The following is a 23,387-nucleotide window of genomic DNA, read 5'->3' as shown; positions in this document are numbered from 1 at the left end:
TGTTCCTTCTTAAAAGGGACTGCCATTCTTGCAAAGTAACGCCTTGATATTAAGCACCTGTGAAACGCTGAATTCTGCATATTGAGGTGGTTTGGGTATAAACGCCTCTTAAGTATTTATAAATACTTAAGAGGAATAAGATCATCACTAATCGCATTATAAAAATCAGGCTTTATGGCGTTTAGATCTATCACATCAACTAGGTAGGGTAAGTTTGATTCACTAAAAGCATTTTTAAGTTTAAAAATAACGGTGTGTTCAATTACTTTGTTTTTAGCTTTTAAGGCCAAATCTAGATCAGAATAAGTTCTAGCAGTATTTTTAGCTCGAGAGCCAAATATATATACATCGATTCCTTTATCACTTAAATTTTGCTTTTGTAAACAATCTTCTATGATTTTTAAGTGTTGCTGTTCAATCTGCATTTCTACGCTCAAGCTCTGCTAACAGGTGACTGGCATCAATAAAAAAAGCTTTTGCAGCTTGATAGACCTTTTCAGCAACCGCTTCATCATAGGTATGGGAAGTTGTGTTTCGCGCAATATGATATTCAAACCAAGGAAGAGGGTCATTTATTAGTTGTTTATCCGCGGCTAACCTAAATAAATCTTTACGACTTAATGGCGCGAGTGTTTCAGCGCCCATGTCTTCAACTAAGTAACGGCGGAGCATCTTCCAAGCAAGCTCATAACTGTATTCAAAACGCTGAATAACACTATCTCGAATAAACTCATTTTTGGGTTGCTGCAACGCCAGTTCTAATGACGAAAGTGCTTTACCAAATGGTGTTAAAATTAACATATCAGTCTCGATTATTTTTTTACTAGTTTAATACAGCCTAGCAATTTACCCAAGCACATCTCTATGGTTAGCCTTACTCCTGAGCTTTTGGAACAACCAGCTCAAGCCAACCAGAGATAACCCTAAACCAATAAACGACACCGCTCTGAGTAAACCAGTTAGATTTGCCATATCGATTAAAAACACTTTCACTATCACTGCACCAAGAATGCCTAAACCGACTTTTTGTAGTAACAGCTGGTGTTTTAAATGCCCGCATATCACTACCAGTGCGCCGAGTAATAACCAAATGATTGAATAGCTGTATAGTTCGGCGTCACTGGTCGCTTTATCAAGAAAAATGAGCCCGCCTTGCCAATATTGACGGATCAATGTGGTGATAGCTAACGCCGCTAATAAACCAGCGCCAGCCAGTATAATTTGACTTACTTTAGCATTTATCGGTTTAACTAATTTCGCTAACCACACAGCCAACAGACTTGGTACTAACCAAGTTAGTAATAGCCAGTTAAATAATGGTGTTTCCCCCACATAAATAGGCATAAATAGCGGGTTATCATCCAATGTTGTTTTGCTTAACAATAAGCCAGCTAATGCAGATAAGATCAAACCAGCAATGCGGTATAGCTTGCCTAATTGCCCCGCACTTTGCGCGCGGTATAAATACACACAGCCTAATGCTAACCAGTTACAACTGAGCAATACTTGCTCATAGAAGCTTAATGAATCAAAGTGTGGATAATGCCCCACTAATTGGTAGCTGGTCTCTGTAGTTATAAATAATGCCAAACAATGCAGTGCAGCTCCTTCGAGCCAGATTTTCATATCTGTTTGTTGCCATTGCTTTGCAGCAGCCCAAAATAACCCAACCGCAATAGGGTAAACCACTATGCTCCAATGTAATGTTAAAAAGGTTAAATCAGTATCGTATAGCCACGGTGCAAAGGTTAATCGTGCAAGCACCGCCGCCACTAACGCTTTGATTGGCCAGTGTGGCATAGGCACCTTGTGGCGTTTAACGAGGAAACTAATCAGTAATACTTGAATAGCCAGCGCAAGTGTTAAACCGCTATCAGCAAGTAGCATGGTTAAGCAAAGAGTGATATTTGCATTAGCACCTATCCAATAACTAAATTGCTGCCACTGGGTGTGAGCTGTTTGTGCACGTTTGATCAGCACACCACTGCTAAGCAGCAATAATACAGTCCATAATGGATACGCCACAACTAAGTCTTGCTCTGAAGTTATAGTGTAAAGCGTAGCAATTAGGGTAAACACACTAAATGCCGCAATTAAATGAAAACTTAAACGTTTATAGTAACGCTCTCCAAAGTACAGCCCATAGCAGCAAAAACCAATCGCCAATAACAAACCAAAACCATACATGTTTTTGAATACGAATAGATGGTCATTACTATCAATGTTATACGCTTGCTGACTCACAACTAGCAACACGGCAATAAGCAATGCTAGGCCTTGCCAAAGATCCCAACGGCTATTTTGTAGCACCAAAAATAGTAGCATGACGATTAAGCACACCATCACAATTTGCCATTGCACACTCGTCATAGAGATCATTATGGTGATCAATAACGGCACCACAATCGCTAATAATAATGGATGGTCTGGCTGTAACTTTAATAACCGCTGTAAACTATGTGGGCGATATTCCAATAAGCGCAGGGTTACACCTAAGCGCATCATCGCAATTAAACCAATAATCGAAAGTAGTGCAAAACCACCGACTAACCAATATTGAGAAGGTTTAATGACACTCAGTGCCACCCAATACCAGCCAATATGCCCTACCCAAAGTAAATACCACAGCCATGGCCGTTTGACCTTTTGTGCCACTAACACTGCTGACAAAGTAACAAAGCCAATATACATCAATAGCGCCACTAAATTGCCGCTGCCAGTATTAACCCAAATTGGTACGCTGTACGCACCCACAATACCTAACACAGCGAGCAATGGCCCTAAGCGCAGTGCCATGGAGCTTGCCGCCAGTGCAATAACTGCCAGCATCACAAACGCCGTGGTTGCGCTTAACATGGCATAACTTGAATAGGCAAGCAGGGTTAATGCAAAGCAGCTGATAAACCCGCCACCAGCCAGTGCTGCGGGCACATAGTTATGAAACCCTTCAAAAACAATGCCTTTTCGATGCAGATATTCAGCCCCTGCAATTAGTGCAATGCCAAATAAGCCACCAAAAGTGAGCCGTAAACTTGGCGATAATAAACCCGCATCTAAGCTATATTTTGCTAAAAATATACCACCAAAGGCCAGCGCAACGCCGCCAATCCAAGTCATCCAGTTTTGTTGAAACTGATTTTTTAATTTGCTAACAAAAACATCAATCGTGGAGGGCGAAGGTGATTTTTCACGGCTATTTGCTGTAGTAGGGGTTATTTGCTTTATTGCTGCATCTTGCTGCTCAGCAGTTTTCACATGCAGTGCTCGTATCGGCTCAATTGGACGTGCAACTTGCGACTGCATCGTTTGCGCTCTACTGTGATGCTGAGCTTGCTGCTGACTAGCATTATTCGCTATAACTGTGTCTAGTTGTTTTTTTAAGGCCGCAACATCTTGCTTTAATGCACTCACTTTAGTTAAAGCAACTAAACCAGCAATCGAGCCTGCGACTACAACTAACGATAAAATGACTATGAGGCCTATGACATCATCCATTTTTCAATCCTTGACTACTTTTAATACTTCCTTATAGCGTAAAGTGTATTGAAAATATACCCAAAAAATCTCAGCCTAGCATCGCTAAGGCTGAGATTAAAATCCAGATTATTCTACCGAGTCAGTAACGGTACGTTCTAGCGTCATTTTGTAACCCGTACTCGTTGTTTCATCATGTTCAAGAATTAAGATGTAGTTACCTTCTTGGCTAAAGTCCATATCACCTTGTTGCATAAGCACAATTTGCTGGCCGTTATCCTCATAAAGTACATACGTAGTATAAATTTCATTATCAACTACTTGGTCTTCTTGATCGTACTGATCAATGCCATCAATAATATTTTTAGCATCATCAACCGTTTCACCGTTAAGCGTAAACACCACATCAACGTCGCTAATATCTTGCCCGGCATAGCTATCAATTAAATTAACAACGGTCACTTTATGGCTATAGCTGCTTGGGGTTAAGGTCTCTTTTACCGTCATCATTCGTGGGCCGTAATCTTTGTCATTGTAGAAAACGCCAAGGTTACTTTGTTCACGCTCAAGGGTAAGTAAAAAGTTATCGACAATTTTGTTACCCGTCTCATCTAGCATTGCAATACTGTAGCTGTTTGGATCAAGCTCAAGGTAGTTAGAGTACATGTCATTAGTCGTTACATCTGTGGCACTCGTTTGCGAGCCACGCGTTGCACTAAAGCTGACTTGTGAATAATCATCAATAGTATTGATAAAGCGCAATTGCCCCTGTGCATTCTGATGCTTAAGCGCTGTAACGCTATTGCTTGATGTAACAACATCAAGGGTGATGCCGTTTTCTTCGGTGGCGTAACTTGGCCGGATCATCACCACATAACTCGCCTCGTCATTAAAATACACAGAGGCTGATGCAAATAACACATCGGTACTGCCACTTTGCGTTAAGTACAAGGTGTAATAGCCTTCATCAAAACTTTGTAGCGCCAACTCATTTAAATAAGTTGGTGAGGCAATCAGTTCTGCAGTATCAAACAAACCATCATCATTTGCTAAATACACATCAAAACTCAAGTTTTCGCCAACAATATTAAAAAAGCCTAAGTTAGCTGACCCCTCATCACCACCGGTAGGCACGCTGAGCTCGCTGAATGTCGGCTCTGTAAAATCACCATTCATCACCCATAATTGGGTCATATCATCTTTGACCGAAACCGTTTGTTCGCTAATGGTAATATAACTATCTTTTGCATCAAGGTACTTAAAGTTCACATCGTAGTCATTAGTACTGTAATTATGGCGAGTCGTTACATCACCAAAGTCAGCTCCGGAACGCTCAGCATCATCAATAAATAAACGCGTATATGGGCTATTGTAAGAGCCATTGTACAATTGAATGTAACCACTTTTGCTGGAGCTCGAATCATCACCCGAACACGCAGTAAGTGTTGCAATTAGAGAGGTTGTTAGTGCAGTTTTAAATAAAGGGCTGTGCATGGAATCAATTCCTTATTGTTAATAGTTTGAATATGACCATTAACAAAAGGAATAATTCCATGATTTACAAAGCATTACCTGCACTTACAGTTCTTTACGAATTCGTAAATAAGTGTATAAATGTGCAAATAAAACGCACATTTTTATACATTAAAATAACAAATCAGCGCGAAGCACTGGCTTTATTTGCAACTTAGCGAGTACGTTTAGAAAAACTAAAACTGCCTTCATTAATAACTTTGCCACTTAAATCGCGCGGTGTAGTATAAAAGCTCACATCCAGTTGATTCGTTTGGTTATCAAGGCTGATATGACTGAATCCCCAAACAAAACTCTTTGACCAAAGTAAATCATATTCAGGGTATTGGCGCTCTTGAAACTGTGCAAACGGGGTGTGTTTGCCACGCATTTTTGATGCTGCACCTGAGATGATCAAAGGTAATTTACCCATACTATTACCTGAATCAAACTTTGAGCAATCATCGGTAAGTAACTCTAAATCGTGCTCGTGACCGGCAATATAACCATCAGCGTATTTACACAGCGTTGGCATTAGCAAACTGCGCAGTACATGTCCTTCGCTATATTTAGTGCCACCAATTGACCATAAAATATGATGGCCATAAACCAGTTTCCATTTCGCCGTTGAGTTTGCTATGCCTTGTTTAAGCCACGCAAGCTGGGCTAAGTCTTCACCATTTTGTGGCCCTTCATGGGGATCGTGTATTTCTAGTTCAGCACGGCCCTCTTTTATTGCTTGCTGCTCATTCATTTCACTGCCATCGGGGTTTAGCGGCAGATCATAAAAAGTTTGTCCCGCAAGTAGCATATTGGTATCAAGCACAAAAAATTCTACATCATTGCCCGGTTCACCCATTTTGTAACTGTAGTAGCCATTTTCACCCATAAAAAAGTTGCCTTGCTGCGCCATCCACTGGGTTTGCAATGCCACGCCTTTACGCGAACTTTTCCAGTCGTGATTACCTAATGCTGAATACACTACTAAATTTGGATCCGCTTGAAATAACGGCTCTAGTGGCGCATAAACAAGATCATATAAGCGCTTTTGATCGTCTTTACCATCGTCAGCATCGGCGCCATCAGGGTAAACATTATCTCCCAATTGAATGGCAAATTGGCACGCTTTTGTTTCACACAATTTTGCCATTGCGATCCCCACAGCCTGAGCGCCCCCTTGCTCAGTAGCAATCTCAGTGCCTGGATAAATATATATTGGTGCATGATCAAATTCATCGCGCGGGCGATAATCCTCTAACCAATCAGCAAGCTCTGCGGCTATAAACTGTTGCTTGTTTTTAGGGTTGGTGATGTGTTTAGTTTTTGGATAGTCAACATGATAACCACCATCACCAAAAGCTAAAAATTCAATATTACTCGTGGTAGTTGCTTGCGTTGTATCAGGTGTTTTAGAGGTACAGCCAATCGTGGTAAGGCAAGCACTAAGTGCAAGGTATAAAGTTGTTTTTTTAATCATAACATTCTCAATTATGAGCCTGCGTAAAGTGACAGGCTCATCGGCATCATAAGGTGGTTTGGGTATACTCTTTATAAAGAAGAGAACGTAAAGCCTAGTTCAAAGGTACGTCCGTAAGATTCATACTGATAGTTGTAAAGCTTATCGCCATGATACAAGTACATAGGCTCATCAGTTAGGTTAGTAGCATTAAAGTACACATTCATGGTGTCGTTGAAATAGTATTTGCTGCTAAAGTCTAACTGCATGTGGCTGTCTTCATAAACGGCCATATCCGCATCATCAAACTGGTAACTTTCACTTTTATATGATGCACTTAAACGTGTACTAATGGCATTATTCTCATAGCCTACAATGATATTCGCCACGGTATCAGCTTGGTTTGGTAACTTGTCATCAGCATCAATAAAGGTACCGTTTGCGCCAAGCACAAATCCTGATTTAAAGGTTTTGTTCCAGTTGAGTTCAATACCCGTTAATGAGGCTTTACCGCCATTAACCATTTGCACCACTTCGTCAAAACCATCCCAATCACCGTTATCTTGCACTTCTTGTTGAATGATAAAGTTGTCGATGTCTTTATAGAAAATACCCGCCGATAACACGCCAATACTGCCTGGGTAATATTCGATTGACGCATCTAGGTTCATTGACTCGTAAGGGTCTAAGTCAGGGTTACCAACCTCAGCTTTACGCTCTGTTACCTGCACGCCATCTTCTTCTAGCGTTTCAGTTTCAATTAATTGATACGCCGCCGAATCACTGAACGTTGGTCGCGCTATGGTGTTGGTATAGGCAAAACGTGTTACCAATTTATCGCTCACGTTATAACGTAAATTTAAGCTTGGTAAAAAGTAGTCGTAATCTTTACTGACCTGCCAAGGCGTGGTGGTAACCGTTTCAGTATCGTTAATATCATCAACCACGAGTTCAACTTGATTACCACTGGTATCAAATTGTGTGCCTTCATAGCGTACACCGGCAACCACATGTAACTTATCGATATCCATGCTGATCATTGCATAAGCGGCGGTAATATCTTCATTACTCACATAACTTTGGCCATCAGATTCAATTTGTGACTCGTTGCTATTAAAGGCAAACTCGGCTTTATTGGCATTATAAAAAGTCTGAATTGCTCCACGGTTAAGGCCTGGTCCAAAGCTGCCTAAATCAAAGTCAGGCTCAGGGGCTGCAAAGTCACTGCCCATTGCATCTAAAAAATCACCATCATAAATCGATACGTTAACGTCATTACGCTTTTCGCGATTTTGATGTTTAAAACCAAATTTAAATTCACCGTTGTTATTCTGCCACACAAAGTCACGGCTAAAATCAAGTTTAAAGCTAAGCTCTTCATCTTCGCTGAGGTTGTTGGCCGCTTCAATTTTGTCCATCGCAAATAGGCTTAAATCATGGGCATTAGCCGATTGGCTCAGTACCGGCGTGTCAACACGAGCTATGTAGCCCATATCAATATCTTCACCAGCAAAGGTAACGTCTAAACGGTTTGGCTCTTTTTCTTCTGATTTTGAATACCCTACATTGTATTCAACAAACCAATTATCTAATTGATTTTCGCCGCCAAGTACCATAGATAAAATGCTTTGTTCTTCATAACGATCTTTGGTATCGCGGTCCATTTCTGCACCGCTAAAATTAGCGCTGTCGCCATCGCTATCAACTAATTTTCCGTCGCTAAATTTATATTCATTGCGTTGACGAAATTCATCATCAGAAAAATCACTGTACAGAGTGCGTAAATAATATTTATCCGTTGCCCCACTGTGTAAATCTAAATTAAGAGCTGCGCCTAAACGCTCACGGGTAATTTTATAGTGACGTTGCTCAATTTCTTCTGCGCCAAATATTTCAACGTCATCACCCGTTACGGCATCCTCAACATCAAAGCTGCTCCAACCGCCATCGGTTTCCATATTGCGTGAGCCAAAATCACGTTTAAACCACGAAATCGCCGTTGCTACACCTAAATCTAGGCCGTTATCTAACTGGTAAATATTGGTGTAGCTGCCCGATAGCTTAGGGCTGGTTTTAGATTCTAGTTCGTTATACGAGCCTTGTGCAGTAAAGCTATAACTCTCACCCGCTCTGTCAAAGGCACTGAGGCTTTTAACTTCGATTGAGCCACCAACGGCACTGGCATCCATGTCTGGGGTAACTGTTTTACTTACTTCTAAACTTTGAATTAGTTCACTTGGTAATACGTCCATCGCTACAGAGCGAACACCCGCCTCAGGCGACGGTACATTTAAGCCGTTTACTGTGACGTTGTTTAAGTTAGGATCAATACCGCGAATACCAACAAACCGTCCTTCACCTTGGTCGCGGGCGATAAAAATACCCGGTAAACGTTGTAATGCCTCAGCGGCATTTTGATCAGGGAACTGGCCAATCGAGTCTGCACTAACCACTGATTTTAAATTAGTTGCGTTCTTTTGACGGTTAATTGCGCCTGCCTGACCAGCACTTTGGCCATAGACAATAATGTTATCGATGGCATCTTGTTGCGCACCAATAATAATTTGTTGGGTGAAAACCTGTGAATCCACCACCGTAATTTTTTGTTCTACCGATGGTGCCCCAATGTATTCAACCACTAAAGTGTAATCACCCGCTGGCAACTTATTAAATGAAAAAGAGCCATCGCGGTTACTAACGGTATTTAAGTTTAATTCTTTAACTGATACTTTCGCGCCGCCAAAATACACGCTTTGGCTGGCATCGGTAATACGGCCTTGTACACGGCCATCGGCTAAGGCTGGAGTCGCATATAAAATGCCACAACACGCTAATGCAATACTCGATTTAATAAAAGGGTTCATAATTGTTCTCTTGGTTGCTACTAGTGATTTTAATTATTTACTTGGCCATGCTTGGCTCGCAGCAACACCCTAAGGGGCAATCATGAAAGAAATATGTCAGCGCTTACCGCAACACTGTTAATTCACTGTTGTTAGGCTTTTTTCAGCCGTTAAATACGCCAAAATGAGCTAATTTGACCCCCTATTTTTAGGTTTTTTTGATTCGAACATGAGCAATAATCAGTTTGGAAACTTAGCACCGTAAAAAATATGTCATCACTATGAGCTAATCTGACCCTAGTGGTGTTTAAGCTGTTTGCTTATTCTGCCTATCAAATATGACCTATTGAGCTCAACATGAATTTATCGTTTTTAAAATTACATCGCTCATTACTGCTTATTTTAGTGGTGATGCTGGCCAGCGTATTAACCCTGACACTGAGCTACGGTCACTACAAAGGCCATAGTCAGATAGATTGGTTTGATGTAGCTGGTGAAGGCGGTATTACTGCCATGACCCTAGTGTGGATATTTTTTATTCTGCTAAGTAGGCCAAAGGGACGGGTAACCAACTTATTATTCTCAGGCCTTGCGATTATGAACCTGTCGATGACGCTCGATTTTATTGATGAGTTTGTCAGCTATAGCGAAGAGCAAGCATGGCTGAGTACCATAGAATCTATTCCCGCACCATTTGGCATGATTTTAATGACTATGGCTTTGTATCATTGGCACCAAGAGCAAATGACCATTAATCAACAATTACGTAATCGCGAACGCTTTTATCGAGAGCATCAACTCAGTGATGCTATTAGCGGCCTAGCCAGCGCCGATTATATGAAAAGCCAGATCAGCCGCGAGCTAAATTTGCTCCATCATAGCCTGCATGGGTTTTCATTACTGATGTTAGATATTGCCCAGTTTGATCGCTTTAATCGCCAATTTGGTGATGCCGAAGGCGATAAACTGTTACAAGAGTTTGCTCAAGTGATCACCCTGAATATACGCGAGCAAGATTTAGTCTGCCGTTATGCCAGTGATTGTTTTATTGTCATGTTACCTAACACCGAACTGGCTATCGCAGAGCAGCTAAGCGTGTCGTTAGTCAGTGCGTTAGAAGCGTTTTCGTTTAATAGCAGCGACAAAGCCGTAACCTACAAACAAAAAGTACACACCAGTTTAGTGGCAGCAACGCACCGTGACTCAACCTCAGGTTTACTCAGTCAATTGCATCAACGATTATTAACTAATAAGCACTTACACGGACATACTGCGTGAGTGCAAGACTTAGCAACAGCAGCTACATCGACTCTCCTTGCCAAGGTTTACAGTCATGGGCAGCGCAATTAGTTGATTTAGCCAAACATCGAGGGGTACACCCTGATAAATTACTCAAAGGCACAAAATTATTTTATCAAGATTTTGCCGCAGGAACGGCTTCGCTCAGTGTTGAGCAGTTTTATCGATTACAAGAAAACTGTCGTCAATTTGATAATCAACACCAACTCAGTTTTTTACTCGGGCGTAAACTACTCAATCACAACCCGTTATACAGCGCATTTTCTCAAGCCGAAAGTTTACGTACACTACAAAAACTACTCACCCGCACTCCTTTGCATGGCTTTAACTTATTTAATGCCGAACATAAATACCACCAAGGCCGCCATTACTTCATTATTAATCTCAGTTTTGGGGCAATAAATGCAATCGTAGAACAATTTTGCTGCGAATTATTTGCCAGTTTTATCGCTGCAACATGTAAATGGCGAATAGGTAATAACAGCGATCTCTGTTTTTCATTTCCCTATGCGCAGCCCACACACATAGAGCAATATCAAACCAATCTGCAAGCCAACTGCAAGTTTTCACAACAATTATTTATGGTCAGTATTAGTGATGAACTGTACAACAAACATTTAATTGATAGTTGCCCAAGTTTATTGCAGCAATCATTGGCAGCCATCCAGCAACAACCTTTACCTGCGGCATCTTGGCTGCAATTAGTACGCAATCATGTCAGTGCTCACCCACAACAAAATCTCGAAACCGTTGCTCAGCATTTCGTTATGAGCCCCGCCACTTTTAAGCGCAAACTAAAACAACACCATACTCGTTTTAGCGCCTTGCAAGATTGCATCAATCGCCAAACCGCGGTATTTAATATCACCACCTTAGCGCAAAGTAACGAAACCCTCGCAAATGAACTTAACTTTAGTGACCTAACAAATTTTCGCCGCGCTTTTAAACGCTGGACTGGCATGACGCCAAGTAATTTACGTTACTCCCTTAAATCAACGTGATTTATAGTCAATCATGCAATAAAGCCCTTGCAATAGTGACAAATTAACAAATAATGGAGCCACTGTTCACGGGATCAGAATGAGGAAAAATGAACACGATACTAACCACGCAATGTGCCGATGATGTAGGCTTAATAGCTAAAATCACCGGACTTTGCCACCAACATAATTTAAATATTACCCGCAATAATGAATTTGTAGATAAAGACGCTCAACGCTTTTTTATGCGTACCGAATTAACTGGCGTACCAGCACCTGACTTTTTAAATCAATTACAGGCTTTGCTACCCGATGGCGCGCAATTAGCACTGCATACTGACGAAAAAACCAAAGTCGTGTTGCTTGCCACTAAAGAAGCGCATTGCTTGGGCGGCGTATTACTAAAGCAATTTGAGCAAGCGCTGAATATTGAAGTACTGGCTGTGATCGCTAATTACCCTGACTTAGCGCCATTGGCGAAGGGCTTTGAGGTGCCGTTTCATGTGGTCAGCCATGAAGGGCTATCACGCGCTGAACACGACCTGCAAGTGGGTGACTTAATTGCTAGTTACAAACCAGATATTATTGGCCTGGCTAAATACATGCGAATTTTAAGTCCTGAGTTTGTTGGCCGCTTTGACGGTAAAATTATCAATATTCATCATTCTTTTTTGCCAGCATTTATCGGTGCTAAGCCATATCACCAGGCATTTGAACGGGGTGTAAAGATCATTGGTGCAACGGCGCATTTTGTTAATAATGAGCTCGATGAAGGGCCAATTATCATGCAAGACGTAACTCATGTTAATCATGCAAATACCGCAGAAATGATGGCGAAGATGGGTAAAGACGTTGAAAAAACCGTATTTTGTAAAGCATTGCAATTAGCCTCTGAGCATAAGCTATTTATCAACGGCAACCGTACAGTGGTGTTTAGTTAGGTAAAACAGTGTAGAAATAAAGAGGCCCTAGGCCTCTTTATTTTTATTATTGAATAACTTCGACGTTGTAATTATTGTGCTTGCTCGATAGGTTCGAGTTGTAATTTTGCTGCAATGAGTACCGCTTGAGTACGGTTATAAACCCCGAGTTTACGGAATATAGCAGTAATGTGTGCTTTAATTGTTGCTTCTGAAATATGTAATTCGTAGGCAATTTGTTTATTCAACAAACCTTCATGTAGATACTGTAGCACTTTATATTGTTGTGGCGTGAGTGAGGCAACTTGAGCGGCGATTTCTTTATCTTCATTAGTTATGCTCGCTACTTTGTCTTTTAGTTCGCTAGGCAGCCATACATCGCCTTCTAGAATTTGATTAATTGCGCCAGCAATATCATCGGATGATGACGACTTAGGAATAAATCCCATCGCCCCGTAGCTCATTACTTTTGAAACAATATTGATGTCTTCACTACCAGAGACAACGGCAATTGGTAAACTTGGGTAATCTTCGCGAATGCGGATCAGGCCGTATAAATCGCCACTACCTGGCATATGTAGGTCTAGTAATAAGATGTCTAAATCTTCTTGTTCGCTCAGCACCTGCAATGTTGTGTCAAAATTTTCTGATTCGAAAACTTCTAAGTCGTCAAACTTTGCAGTTAATGCCCCTTTTAGTGCTTCACGGAATAACGGGTGGTCGTCCGCTATTAAAAACTGACTCATGGTTCACTCCTAATGAATTCGGCTGTCATCTATCGAATAGCTGACAGCCGATATACTACGTTTAGAATCAACTTCTAATCAAGTTTTTAACGCATATTTAACGATTTAATCGGTTCTCGATTAATTCATCAACCACACTTGGATCGGCAAGTGTTGAGGTATCACCTAGTTGTTCGTGCTCATTTGCAGCGATTTTACGTAAAATACGACGCATGATTTTTCCAGAGCGAGTTTTCGGTAAACCCGGTGACCATTGGATCATATCAGGCGATGCTATTGGGCTTAATTCTTTACGTACCCAGTTACGTACTTCTTTAGTTAGTTCATCACTAACCGTTACCCCCTCATTTGGGGTAAGGTAAACATAAATACCTTGGCCTTTAATATCGTGCGGGTAACCGACAACAGCGGCTTCGGCAACCGCAGGGTGAGCAACCAGTGCACTTTCAATTTCGGCGGTACCTAAGCGATGTCCTGATACGTTTAGCACGTCATCAACACGGCCGGTGATCCAGTAGTAGCCATCTTCATCACGGCGGCAACCGTCACCCGTGAAATACACACCCGGATAAGCTGAGAAGTAAGTTTGTTCAAAACGTTCATGGTCACCATAAACTGTACGTGCCTGAGAAGGCCAGCTATCAAGGATAACTAAGTTACCATCAACAGCGCCTTCCAGAGTGTTACCTTCTGCATCAAATAATGCCGGCGCAATACCAAAGAATGGTCGGGTTGCAGAGCCTGGTTTCATATCTGTCGCGCCTGGTAATGGCGTGATCATGATGCCACCGGTTTCGGTTTGCCACCATGTATCTACAATTGGGCAATTACTCTTACCGATGTTTTCGTAATACCAGGTCCACGCTTCTGGATTAATTGGCTCACCAACGGAACCTAACACACGTAAGCTATCACGCTGTGAAGTTGCCGTTGGTTCATCACCTTTCGCCATTAAGGCGCGAATCGCGGTTGGTGCGGTATATAGAATAGTCACCTTATGTTTATCGACCACTTCACCCATACGCCCTGCGGTTGGGTAAGTTGGTACACCTTCAAATAAGACTTGCGTGCAACCATTAACTAATGGACCGTATGCAATATAGCTGTGACCGGTGATCCAACCCACATCGGCGCTACACCAAAAAATATCGTCTTCTTTTAGATCAAACACATATTCATGGGTCATCGATGCATACACTAAATAACCACCTGTGGTATGTACAACACCTTTTGGTTGACCTGTTGAACCTGAGGTATAAAGGATAAACAGTGGATCTTCTGCATTCATTGGCTCTGGAGCACAGTCTGCTTGTTGGTCTGAAACTAAGTCATGCCACCATACATCATGTTCATGCCACTGTACTTCGCCACCGGTTAACTGATGCACAACCACATGCTCGATAGTAGTTACTGACTGTTGCGCTACCGCTTCATCAACGTTGGCTTTTAGTGGCACAGTGTTACCTGCACGTCGCCCTTCGTCAGAAGTAATAACAATTTTAGCGCCTGAATCTTTAATCCGATCTGCAATTGCTGATGGTGAGAAACCACCAAAGACTACCGAGTGAATTGCACCTAAACGCGCACATGCTTGCATTGCATAAACAGCTTGCGGTGACATAGGCATGTAAATCGCGATACGATCGCCTTTTTTAACACCGAGTTTTTTCAAACCATTGGCAAATTTTGCCACTTCGTCATGCAGCTGTTGATAAGAAATATGTTCACTTTGCGATGGATCGTCGCCTTCCCAGATCAATGCCGTTTTATCTGCTTTAGTTGCCAGATGGCGGTCAATACAGTTATACGAAGCATTAAGTTCGCCATCTTCATACCATTTAATACTAATATGGCCTTTATCAAAAGAGGTGTTTTTTACTTTTGTGAAAGGTGTTGACCAATCGAGACGTTTACCGTGCTCTGCCCAAAAACCTTCAGGATCATCAATAGATTGCTTATAAAGTGTATTATATTTATCGTTATCAACTATGGCTGCATTCTTGATATGTGCAGGAACTGGATAGATACTTTGTGACATACTCGTCTCCATTTTAATTACTTGCCTAAGGCCTCCCTCAAGGATCACTCAGCATAGCGAGCGAAAGTATTAGACCTTAGTTGTATTATCTTTGATTTATTTCTATGTACCCAAGCATACTTTCAAATATTAAGTTTTTGCACTATTAATACAAGGTGTTAATGATGTGGTTGCGTTACAAAGCAATCTGCCACCTTAGTCTAATAGACCAATAGGTAATTGAGTAAAAAGCATACTTAATCAAAAGTGGTATCACAACATAATTACAATAATGCAACAAGTAGCCCAGAATAGGACTTTGACTATGACAACTAAAGCGATAGCATTAAAAACACTGACCGCCACTGCTGTGCTGTGCGCACTTACAGCCACAGCTCAGGCCGCAACCATCGGCGGCACAGATGTAACTTATGGCGGTTATGTAAAACTCGACGCAATGTGGAGTGACTACTCAGACGGTGTGCCCGCAGGTGGCAGTATAGGTCGTGACTTTTATATTCCTGGCACAACACCGGTCGGCACTGACGTAGATAGCGACCCGGTATTCGACATGCATGCACGCCAATCACGCTTCTTCTTTGGTACAGCAACGAAGCTCGATAACGGTAAAGAAATTAAAACTAAAATCGAAATAGACTTTATTGCTTCAGCTGCAGGTGGCAATGAGCGCGTTAGTAACTCATACGCACCACGCGTACGCCAAGCATTTATCACTTACGATGGCTGGTTATTTGGTCAAGCATGGTCAAACTTTCAAAATGTTGGCGCATTACCAGAAACACTCGATTTCATCGGTCCAGCTGAAGGCACGGTTTTTGTGCGTCAAGCTCAAGCACGCTATACCACAGGTAATTGGTCTTTTTCTATTGAAAACCCTGAAAGCACCATCACCACACAAGGTGGCGCTCGTGCCTCTGTCGATGATGCTACATTACCTGACTTTACCGCTCGTTATGGTATGAAAGCGGATTGGGGTGAGTTTGTCGTTGCAGCGCTTGCTCGCCAACTGACTTATAAGCAAAATGGTTTAGATGCGGATGAAAGCTCATTTGGTATCAGTGCTTCTGGTAAAGTGAACTTCGGTGAAAACAACCTCAAATTTATGCTTACTCAAGGTAAAGGCTTAGGTCGCTATATTGGTGTAAACGTTGCTAATGGTGCGGTTTTAAATGGTGATGAGCTGGACGCAATTGATTCAACATCTGGCTTTATTGCGTATCAACAAAATTGGAATAGCCAATGGCGTTCAACCTTTGTTTACTCATTCTTTTCAGCAGATAACAACACCGATTTATTGGCCATCACTGGCGATCCAACCAAATCAAGCCAAAGCTACAGTGCCAATATTCTTTACTCTCCGGTTAAAAAGCTCACCTTTGGTGCAGAACTAAAACATGCTGAGCGTGAAGTAGAAAGCGGTAATGATGGCGACATGGAACGCTTACAGTTCTCAGTGAAATACGCATTCTAAGAATTTAACAATTTAACTTTTATTACTTCCTTAAGCGGCCTTGGCCGCTTTTTTATTACCGACTTACTCACACACTTTATTAATAAAATCACAACACAGAATTGCAAATCATTGCTATTTAGATTAAATTACGTACTTCTTTTGAACTTTATGGAATGCCACATGTCTGCCCCGCAGTTTTTACGTTTATCTAAATTAGCAGTGCTTACTTCGCTAGCTTTAAGTGGTGTTGCTCACGCAACCGAAGAAAATAACAACAATGACCCCCTTGAAAAGATAGCTGTGTATGGACAACATCATAAAAATTACATTACGGAAGATGCCCAGTCAGCAACAAAGTTGGGCTTAACAATTAAAGAAACACCACAGTCGATCTCGGTTATATCACGGGCATTAATGGACGATTTTTCTCTCGATGATATAAATGCAGTTTTAGAAACAACCCCCGGTGTCACCGTTGAACAAATAGAAACAGATCGCACCTATTTTAAAGCCCGTGGTTTTGAAATTACTAATTTCCAAGTAAACGGCATGGGCACTCCGCAAGATAACGGATCAATTCAAGGTACCCTTGATACTTCTATTTTTGAAAGCGTAGAAGTTGTACGTGGCGCAAATGGTTTGATGACAGGCGCTGGTAATCCTTCTGCAACCGTTAATATGGTACTAAAAAAGCCAACTTATCAAACAAAAGTCAGTGCATCTGCCTCTTATGGCTCATGGAATAACAAACGCTTGGAACTCGATGCTTCGACAGCGTTAACTGAAAACCAGGCTGTTCGTGTTGCGTTTACTAAACAAAAAACAGACTCATATTTAGATCGCTACGAGCAAGACAAAACTATTTATTACCTTGCCTATGAAGGCAAGCTTACTGACAGTACAACTTTATCGGTAAATTATGTCAATCAACAAAAAGATGCCGACAGCCCACTTTGGGGAGCATTACCACTTTATTATAGCGATGGCAGCGCAACAAATTTTGATGTGTCGACAAGCACAGCATCCGATTGGTCATACTGGAATAACTCGACTGAGCAAGTTTTTGTCTCTGTTGAACAAAGCATCACAAATACGTGGTTTTTAAAAGCAAATTACGCGCATTTAGTGAATGAGCAAGATTCTGAGTTATTCTATGTCTTTGGTACTCCCGATCGTGAAACCGGCCTTGGCTTAACGGGTTATGCCAGTGAGTATGACCATAAAGACACGCACGATATTTTTGATCTATACGCTGCGGGTAAGTTTAATTTGTTCGGTATGGAACATGACCTGTCGTTTGGTGTAAACCAAGCTGATATGGATAATTATGATAAGTCACTGTATGACAACACCACGGGCAATGGTTATCCCCCCATGCCAGAGCTTGGTGGCTGGGATGGCGAAGCGCCAGTGGCAACGCTTACTGATGGTTTGACCGGTGCTGATGTTACTAACAGACAACGTTCCGCTTATATTTCTACACGCATTCGTGCCACCAACTCACTCAGTTTATTAGCCGGTGTTAGCCAAGTTAACTGGCAGTCTAAAGGCATGTCGTATGGTGTTGCCAAAGATAAAAAAGCGGATAAAACCATTCCTTATTTTGGCACTGTGTACGATATTAACGACAATCTATCTGCGTATGCCAGCTACACAGAAACATTTGTGCCGCAAACAGAGCGCGAGATCAATGGTGATTACCTCGATCCAATCACAGGCAAAAGCAGTGAAATCGGCGTAAAAGCACAATTACTAGATAGTGATCTGTTTGTTACCCTTGCGTACTTTGATGCCAAGCAGGTTGGCCTTGCGGTTGCAATTCCAGGGTCAGCACCTGATGACACCCGCTACTATGGCGCAGATGGCATTAACAGTGATGGTTTTGAAGTGGAGCTAAGCGGTAAAATAACTGACACTCTCAGTACTAGTTTTAGTTATAGCAACATCAATATTGACGGGGATGAGCTTGTTAAAAATTACACCCCTAAAAACCAATATAAACTTGCTGTTACTCATAAAGTACCTGAAATTGAAGGGCTAACGTTTGGCTTAAATTACCGCTGGCAAGATGACACGAAACGTATTCAACCTATTACCGCATTAGGTGTTATTCCGGTTACCAAACAAGATGCATTCGGTATCTTAAACTTAATGGCTACTTACGATATTACCGATAATGTCGGCGTGTCTTTCAATATTAATAACGTAACCAATGAAAAATACATCCATAGTCTGTATTGGGAGCAAGGTTACTACGGCGCACCGCGTAACTATGCAGTCTCAGTGAACTGGCAGCTATAAGCTAGCAAACTATAAACACAAAAAAGCCGCTAAATAATTTAGCGGCTTTTTTACGATTAAGCTCGGGTCAAATCGCGCTTATTCAATACCTTTAAAGCTCAGCATCATCTGCTAGTAAAGCATCTTCAATATCGTCAGGCTTGATAGTTGCTTTTAATAACAACATGTCACGTAACTTACCTTCAATCTCATTTGAAATCTCAGGGTTCTCTTTTAAGAACTTGATTGAGTTAGACTTACCTTGACCAACTTTATTACCATTGTAGCTGTACCAAGCACCCGCTTTTTCAACCAACTTATGTTTAACACCTAAGTCAATTAGCTCGCCATGTTTAGAGATACCTTCACCGTACATGATAATAAATTCAGCTTGTTTAAACGGTGGAGCAACTTTGTTTTTCACCACTTTAACGCGGGTTTCGTTACCCACCACTTCATCGCCCTCTTTAACAGAGCCGATACGACGAATATCTAAACGTACTGACGCGTAGAATTTAAGTGCGTTACCGCCGGTGGTGGTTTCAGGGTTACCAAACATAACACCAATTTTCATACGGATTTGGTTAATGAAAATACATAAAGTGTTAGAGCGTTTGATATTACCAGTTAGCTTACGTAATGCTTGTGACATTAAACGTGCTTGTAGACCCATGTGCGAATCGCCCATGTCGCCTTCAATCTCAGCTTTTGGTGTAAGTGCAGCAACCGAGTCGACCACAACCACGTCAACCGCGCTTGAGCGAACTAACATGTCGCAAATTTCAAGTGCTTGTTCACCGGTATCTGGTTGTGAAACTAATAACTCATCAATATTTACGCCTAATTTTTGTGCGTAAATTGGGTCAAGTGCGTGCTCAGCATCAACGAATGCGCAGGTTTTACCTTCTTTTTGTGCTTCAGCAATAACTTGTAATGTTAGCGTGGTTTTACCTGATGATTCAGGACCATATATTTCAACAATACGTCCCATAGGTAAACCACCTATGCCTAATGCGATATCAATGCCCAGAGAGCCCGTTGATATAGCGTCAATATCTAACGCTTTGTTGTCACCCAATTTCATAATTGAGCCTTTACCAAATTGACGTTCAATTTGAGATAAAGCAGCGTCCAACGCTTTTTGTTTGTTATCGTTCATTTTACTCTCCAAATCCGGCTAATGCAGACAAGTATACTGTATGAAATCACAGTATCAAGCTAATTTTATTAATTTATCTTTTCTATAATAGTTTTTAAAGCATAAACAATAGCTTGCAACCTAACCTGCGCTCTATCACCCGCAAATATTTGTTGGCTCGGATACTGTTTATCGCCAATTTGAATACAAAACCATACTAAACCTACTGGTTTTTCTGCACTGCCACCGCTTGGGCCTGCAATACCCGATACCGAGACAGAAATATCAGCCCCAGCGGCCTTACAAGCGCCGGCCGCCATTTGCAACACTGTTTGCTCGCTCACTGCGCCGTATAAAGCTAAGGTTTGCTCTGCAACCCCCAGTAAATCCTGCTTTGCTTGATTACTGTAAGTAACGAATGCACGGTCAATATAAGCCGAGCTGCCTGGGGTATCGGTTAGTGCATAACTCACTCCTCCACCAGTACATGATTCAGCACTAGTGATCCATAAGCGTTTATCCGTTAAAATAGCGCCTAATTGCGCAGCAAGTGTTTTAATCTCTTGATGTAATTCCATATTCAGCCTTTGGGTAAATACATGTCGTTCGATCTTTATGCACCACACACTATAAGTCAACAAACGCCGATGATGCAGCAGTATCTAAAAATAAAATCTGAGCATCGTGATATTTTACTTTTTTATCGCATGGGTGACTTTTACGAGCTATTTTTTGATGATGCAAAACGTGCAGCACAATTGCTTGATATTTCACAAACTCACCGTGGTAAAGCCGGTGGCGATCCTATTCCGATGGCAGGCGTCCCTTATCATGCGGTAGAAAATTACCTAGCCCGCTTAGTTCAAATGGGTGAATCCGTTGCGATATGTGAACAAGTGGGCGACCCTGCAACCAGTAAGGGACCTGTTGAGCGTAAAGTAGTGCGCATTGTTACCCCTGGCACTATTTCAGATGAAGCGTTATTACAAGAGCGCCAAGATAATTTACTGACCAGTGTTTGGCAAAGTAAAAAGGGCGTGTACGGGATTGCCTATTTAGATATTAACTCAGGCCGTTTTAATATTGTTGAAGTAAATACTGAAGAAGCATTTAGCTCAACCTTACAGCGCTTAGCACCGGCAGAGTTACTGTATAGCGAAGACTTTAGCAACTTTCATTTAATTGAGCATATTAAAGGTATTCGTCGTCGCCCTGAGTGGGAGTTTGATTTAGATACCGCCCAACATTTGTTATGCGAGCAGTTTGGTACTAAAGATTTAGTTGGTTTTGGGGTTGATAAAGCCAAAGCAGCATTAGTTGCCGCCGGTTGCCTTATGCAATATGTGAAAGACACGCAACGTATTGCTCTACCCCATATTCGCGCCATCACTTTAGAGCATAACGAACATGCAGTGATCTTAGATGCCGCCACCCGTAAAAACTTAGAGCTGACAGTCAATCTTTCTGGCGGTTTTGAAAACACCTTAGCCCAAGTACTTGATAAAACAGCGACAGCAATGGGCTCACGGCTATTAAAGCGTCGTATTCATACACCAATACGTTCTAAACCTGAGCTTAACGCGCGTCTTAATGCGATTAGTGCCATTATCGATGTACAGCTGTGTGGTGAGCTACATGAGTCGTTAAAACAAATTGGTGATATAGAACGAGTGATTGCTCGTTTAGCCTTGTGGACTGCCCGCCCGCGCGATTTAACCCGTTTGCGCAGTGCACTGCAAGCCCTAGCTCCACTCCACGAGCTATTAACCGATGCCAGCGATCCACGTATTAGTCAAATCGTTGCGCAATCTCCTGAATTACCTGAGTTACAGCAATTACTCGAACAAGCAGTGATTGAAAACCCACCGGTACTTATTCGTGATGGCGGCGTCATTGCTCCAGGTTACAACAGTGAACTCGATGAATGGCGCTCATTAAGCCAAGGCGCAACAGATGTACTAGAACAACTCGAGCAGCGCGAGCGCGAGCGCACCGGTATTAGCACTTTAAAAATTGGCTATAACCGCGTGCATGGTTTCTTTATTGAAGTGAGCCGTGCTAATGCCCATTTAGTGCCCGCTGATTACATTCGTCGTCAAACACTTAAAAATAATGAACGCTATATAATCCCAGAACTTAAAGAGCACGAAGACAAAGTACTCGGTAGCCAGTCAAAAGCGCTGGCGCTTGAAAAACAACTGTACGAGCAACTATTTGAATTTATTGCACCACACATCGAACAGCTGCAAATGATGGCTGCCGCATTGGCAGATTTAGATGTGTTAAATAACTTAGCTGAGCGTGCGATTGCACTTAATTATGCTAAACCTGAACTTTGTGATAGTGACGATATCAGCATCAAGCAAGGCCGTCACCCAGTTGTTGAGCAAGTCATGAAAGACCCATTTATCGCCAACCCGGTAGAGCTTAATGCGCAGCGTAAAATGTTGATCATTACCGGGCCAAATATGGGCGGTAAATCAACCTATATGCGCCAAACCGCACTTATAGTGTTAATGGCGCACATCGGCAGCTTTGTACCAGCAGACAGCGCTAAAATCGGCAATATTGATCGTATATTTACCCGCATTGGTGCCAGCGATGATTTAGCTTCAGGTCGCTCTACTTTTATGGTCGAAATGACTGAAACAGCCACAATACTTAACAATGCCACTGCACAATCACTCGTGCTAATGGATGAAATTGGCCGTGGCACCAGTACTTACGATGGGTTATCGCTTGCCTACGCGACAGCCGATCATTTAGCATCAAAAATATCCGCTAAAACTTTATTCGCAACCCATTATTTTGAACTGACAGAGCTAGCCGAACAACAAGCGGGGCTGGTAAATGTTCATTTAGATGCAATAGAGCATAACGACACTATTGCCTTTATGCACACCGTACTTGATGGTGCTGCAAGCAAAAGCTTTGGTTTACAAGTAGCGGCCTTAGCTGGGGTGCCTAAAGCGGTGATCAAACACGCTAAGCAAAAGCTGAAAATGCTCGAAAATCATCAGCCAGTCACCGCAGATATTAATGCAGTACAGCCTTCATTATTCGAATCTGAACCATCACAGGTAGAAGCACAACTCGCTGAAATTGATATTGATGACTTAAGTCCGCGCCAAGCCCATGCGCTACTTTATAAGTTAAAAGCCTTACTTTAAGGTGCAAATTAACCACAAAAAAAGCTGAAGAGTAAACCTCTTCAGCTTTTTAATAATTATTTTCTGTGTGTGTTTTTA

Annotated in this window: 16 protein-coding genes; 6 read left to right on the top strand and 10 right to left on the bottom strand. The window is 41.9% G+C overall.

All coding sequences use genetic code 11. The annotated features are described in order from the left end of the window. Window positions 1–116 precede the first annotated feature (116 nt). The 6 genes from A7968_RS05015 to A7968_RS04990 form a co-directional block, all read right to left on the bottom strand. Entirely contained in the window at window positions 117–425 is a 309-nt protein-coding gene (locus tag A7968_RS05015; protein WP_016708528.1) for a nucleotidyltransferase family protein, read from the bottom strand. After that, on the bottom strand, window positions 415–801 hold the full coding sequence (locus A7968_RS05010) for a nucleotidyltransferase substrate binding protein (protein WP_016708527.1): 387 nt from the start codon (window positions 799–801) through the stop codon (window positions 415–417). Before A7968_RS05010 ends, A7968_RS05015 begins: the two co-directional genes overlap by 11 nt. Before the next feature lie 45 nt (window positions 802–846). Further along, complete coding sequence (locus A7968_RS05005; RefSeq protein WP_064665491.1) at window positions 847–3,495, bottom strand: DUF2339 domain-containing protein; 2,649 nt, start codon at window positions 3,493–3,495, stop codon at window positions 847–849. A 108-nt stretch (window positions 3,496–3,603) separates the two neighbouring features. Continuing rightward, entirely contained in the window at window positions 3,604–4,968 is a 1,365-nt protein-coding gene (locus A7968_RS05000; protein ID WP_064665490.1) for a hypothetical protein, read from the bottom strand. Between the two features lie 193 nt (window positions 4,969–5,161). Further along, the gene (locus tag A7968_RS04995; protein ID WP_084448041.1) at window positions 5,162–6,463 is read right to left on the bottom strand and encodes a metallophosphoesterase; all 1,302 of its coding nucleotides are present in this window, start codon (window positions 6,461–6,463) and stop codon (window positions 5,162–5,164) included. Between the two features lie 71 nt (window positions 6,464–6,534). After that, window positions 6,535–9,306 (bottom strand): TonB-dependent receptor, encoded by a 2,772-nt coding sequence (locus A7968_RS04990; RefSeq protein ID WP_064665489.1) that lies wholly within the window; start codon window positions 9,304–9,306, stop codon window positions 6,535–6,537. Between the two features lie 336 nt (window positions 9,307–9,642). Here A7968_RS04990 and A7968_RS04985 point away from each other — a divergent pair, with 336 nt between their 5' ends. The 3 genes from A7968_RS04985 to purU all read left to right on the top strand — a co-directional run bounded on the left by A7968_RS04985 (window position 9,643) and on the right by purU (window position 12,505). Continuing rightward, a complete protein-coding gene (locus tag A7968_RS04985; protein WP_064665488.1) occupies window positions 9,643–10,563 on the top strand; it encodes a GGDEF domain-containing protein in 921 nt (306 codons plus the stop codon). Further along, complete coding sequence (locus A7968_RS04980) at window positions 10,560–11,585, top strand: helix-turn-helix domain-containing protein (RefSeq protein ID WP_064665487.1); 1,026 nt, start codon at window positions 10,560–10,562, stop codon at window positions 11,583–11,585. Before A7968_RS04985 ends, A7968_RS04980 begins: the two co-directional genes overlap by 4 nt. A gap of 89 nt (window positions 11,586–11,674) precedes the next feature. Beyond that, window positions 11,675–12,505: a formyltetrahydrofolate deformylase gene (gene purU / locus A7968_RS04975; protein WP_064665486.1), complete on the top strand. Its 831-nt coding sequence runs from the start codon at window positions 11,675–11,677 to the stop codon at window positions 12,503–12,505. Between the two features lie 71 nt (window positions 12,506–12,576). Here purU and A7968_RS04970 read toward each other — a convergent pair whose 3' ends face one another. After that, on the bottom strand, window positions 12,577–13,230 hold the full coding sequence (locus A7968_RS04970; protein WP_064665485.1) for a response regulator transcription factor: 654 nt from the start codon (window positions 13,228–13,230) through the stop codon (window positions 12,577–12,579). A gap of 97 nt (window positions 13,231–13,327) precedes the next feature. After that, a complete protein-coding gene (gene acs / locus A7968_RS04965) occupies window positions 13,328–15,268 on the bottom strand; it encodes an acetate--CoA ligase (protein WP_064665484.1) in 1,941 nt (646 codons plus the stop codon). A 304-nt stretch (window positions 15,269–15,572) separates the two neighbouring features. Between acs and A7968_RS04960 the strand changes: the two genes are divergently transcribed. Beyond that, window positions 15,573–16,739 carry a DcaP family trimeric outer membrane transporter gene (locus A7968_RS04960; RefSeq protein WP_064665483.1) on the top strand — a complete coding sequence of 389 codons (1,167 nt, stop codon included), beginning with the start codon at window positions 15,573–15,575 and terminating at the stop codon, window positions 16,737–16,739. 162 nt (window positions 16,740–16,901) lie between these two features. After that, on the top strand, window positions 16,902–19,022 hold the full coding sequence (locus tag A7968_RS04955; protein WP_064665482.1) for a TonB-dependent siderophore receptor: 2,121 nt from the start codon (window positions 16,902–16,904) through the stop codon (window positions 19,020–19,022). A gap of 91 nt (window positions 19,023–19,113) precedes the next feature. On the opposite strand, the gene recA is transcribed toward A7968_RS04955, so the two are convergent. Both recA and A7968_RS04945 read right to left on the bottom strand, forming a co-directional pair. Then, complete coding sequence (gene recA / locus A7968_RS04950) at window positions 19,114–20,160, bottom strand: recombinase RecA (RefSeq protein ID WP_064665481.1); 1,047 nt, start codon at window positions 20,158–20,160, stop codon at window positions 19,114–19,116. Between the two features lie 68 nt (window positions 20,161–20,228). Further along, on the bottom strand, window positions 20,229–20,717 hold the full coding sequence (locus tag A7968_RS04945; RefSeq protein WP_064665480.1) for a CinA family protein: 489 nt from the start codon (window positions 20,715–20,717) through the stop codon (window positions 20,229–20,231). Between the two features lie 21 nt (window positions 20,718–20,738). Between A7968_RS04945 and mutS the strand changes: the two genes are divergently transcribed. Next, on the top strand, window positions 20,739–23,309 hold the full coding sequence (gene mutS, locus A7968_RS04940) for a DNA mismatch repair protein MutS (RefSeq protein WP_064665479.1): 2,571 nt from the start codon (window positions 20,739–20,741) through the stop codon (window positions 23,307–23,309). Window positions 23,310–23,387: the final 78 nt, after the last annotated feature.

Origin of the sequence: Pseudoalteromonas prydzensis, assembly GCF_001661495.1 — a bacterium.
GTDB lineage: Bacteria > Pseudomonadota > Gammaproteobacteria > Enterobacterales > Alteromonadaceae > Pseudoalteromonas > Pseudoalteromonas prydzensis.
Note: the sequence above shows the minus strand (reverse complement) of the source record. Positions and strands in the feature narration are given on the sequence as shown.

What these genes read in the sequence shown, in the direction of transcription:
- A7968_RS05015 (WP_016708528.1), bottom strand. Translation starts at nt 425, where the DNA reads ATGCAGATTGAACAGCAACACTTAAAAATCATAGAAGATTGTTTACAA.
- A7968_RS05010 (WP_016708527.1), bottom strand. Translation starts at nt 801, where the DNA reads ATGTTAATTTTAACACCATTTGGTAAAGCACTTTCGTCATTAGAACTG.
- A7968_RS05005 (WP_064665491.1), bottom strand. Translation starts at nt 3,495, where the DNA reads ATGGATGATGTCATAGGCCTCATAGTCATTTTATCGTTAGTTGTAGTC.
- A7968_RS05000 (WP_064665490.1), bottom strand. Translation starts at nt 4,968, where the DNA reads ATGCACAGCCCTTTATTTAAAACTGCACTAACAACCTCTCTAATTGCA.
- A7968_RS04995 (WP_084448041.1), bottom strand. Translation starts at nt 6,463, where the DNA reads ATGATTAAAAAAACAACTTTATACCTTGCACTTAGTGCTTGCCTTACC.
- A7968_RS04990 (WP_064665489.1), bottom strand. Translation starts at nt 9,306, where the DNA reads ATGAACCCTTTTATTAAATCGAGTATTGCATTAGCGTGTTGTGGCATT.
- A7968_RS04985 (WP_064665488.1), top strand. Translation starts at nt 9,643, where the DNA reads ATGAATTTATCGTTTTTAAAATTACATCGCTCATTACTGCTTATTTTA.
- purU (WP_064665486.1), top strand. Translation starts at nt 11,675, where the DNA reads ATGAACACGATACTAACCACGCAATGTGCCGATGATGTAGGCTTAATA.
- A7968_RS04970 (WP_064665485.1), bottom strand. Translation starts at nt 13,230, where the DNA reads ATGAGTCAGTTTTTAATAGCGGACGACCACCCGTTATTCCGTGAAGCA.
- acs (WP_064665484.1), bottom strand. Translation starts at nt 15,268, where the DNA reads ATGTCACAAAGTATCTATCCAGTTCCTGCACATATCAAGAATGCAGCC.
- A7968_RS04960 (WP_064665483.1), top strand. Translation starts at nt 15,573, where the DNA reads ATGACAACTAAAGCGATAGCATTAAAAACACTGACCGCCACTGCTGTG.
- A7968_RS04955 (WP_064665482.1), top strand. Translation starts at nt 16,902, where the DNA reads ATGTCTGCCCCGCAGTTTTTACGTTTATCTAAATTAGCAGTGCTTACT.
- recA (WP_064665481.1), bottom strand. Translation starts at nt 20,160, where the DNA reads ATGAACGATAACAAACAAAAAGCGTTGGACGCTGCTTTATCTCAAATT.
- A7968_RS04945 (WP_064665480.1), bottom strand. Translation starts at nt 20,717, where the DNA reads ATGGAATTACATCAAGAGATTAAAACACTTGCTGCGCAATTAGGCGCT.
- mutS (WP_064665479.1), top strand. Translation starts at nt 20,739, where the DNA reads ATGTCGTTCGATCTTTATGCACCACACACTATAAGTCAACAAACGCCG.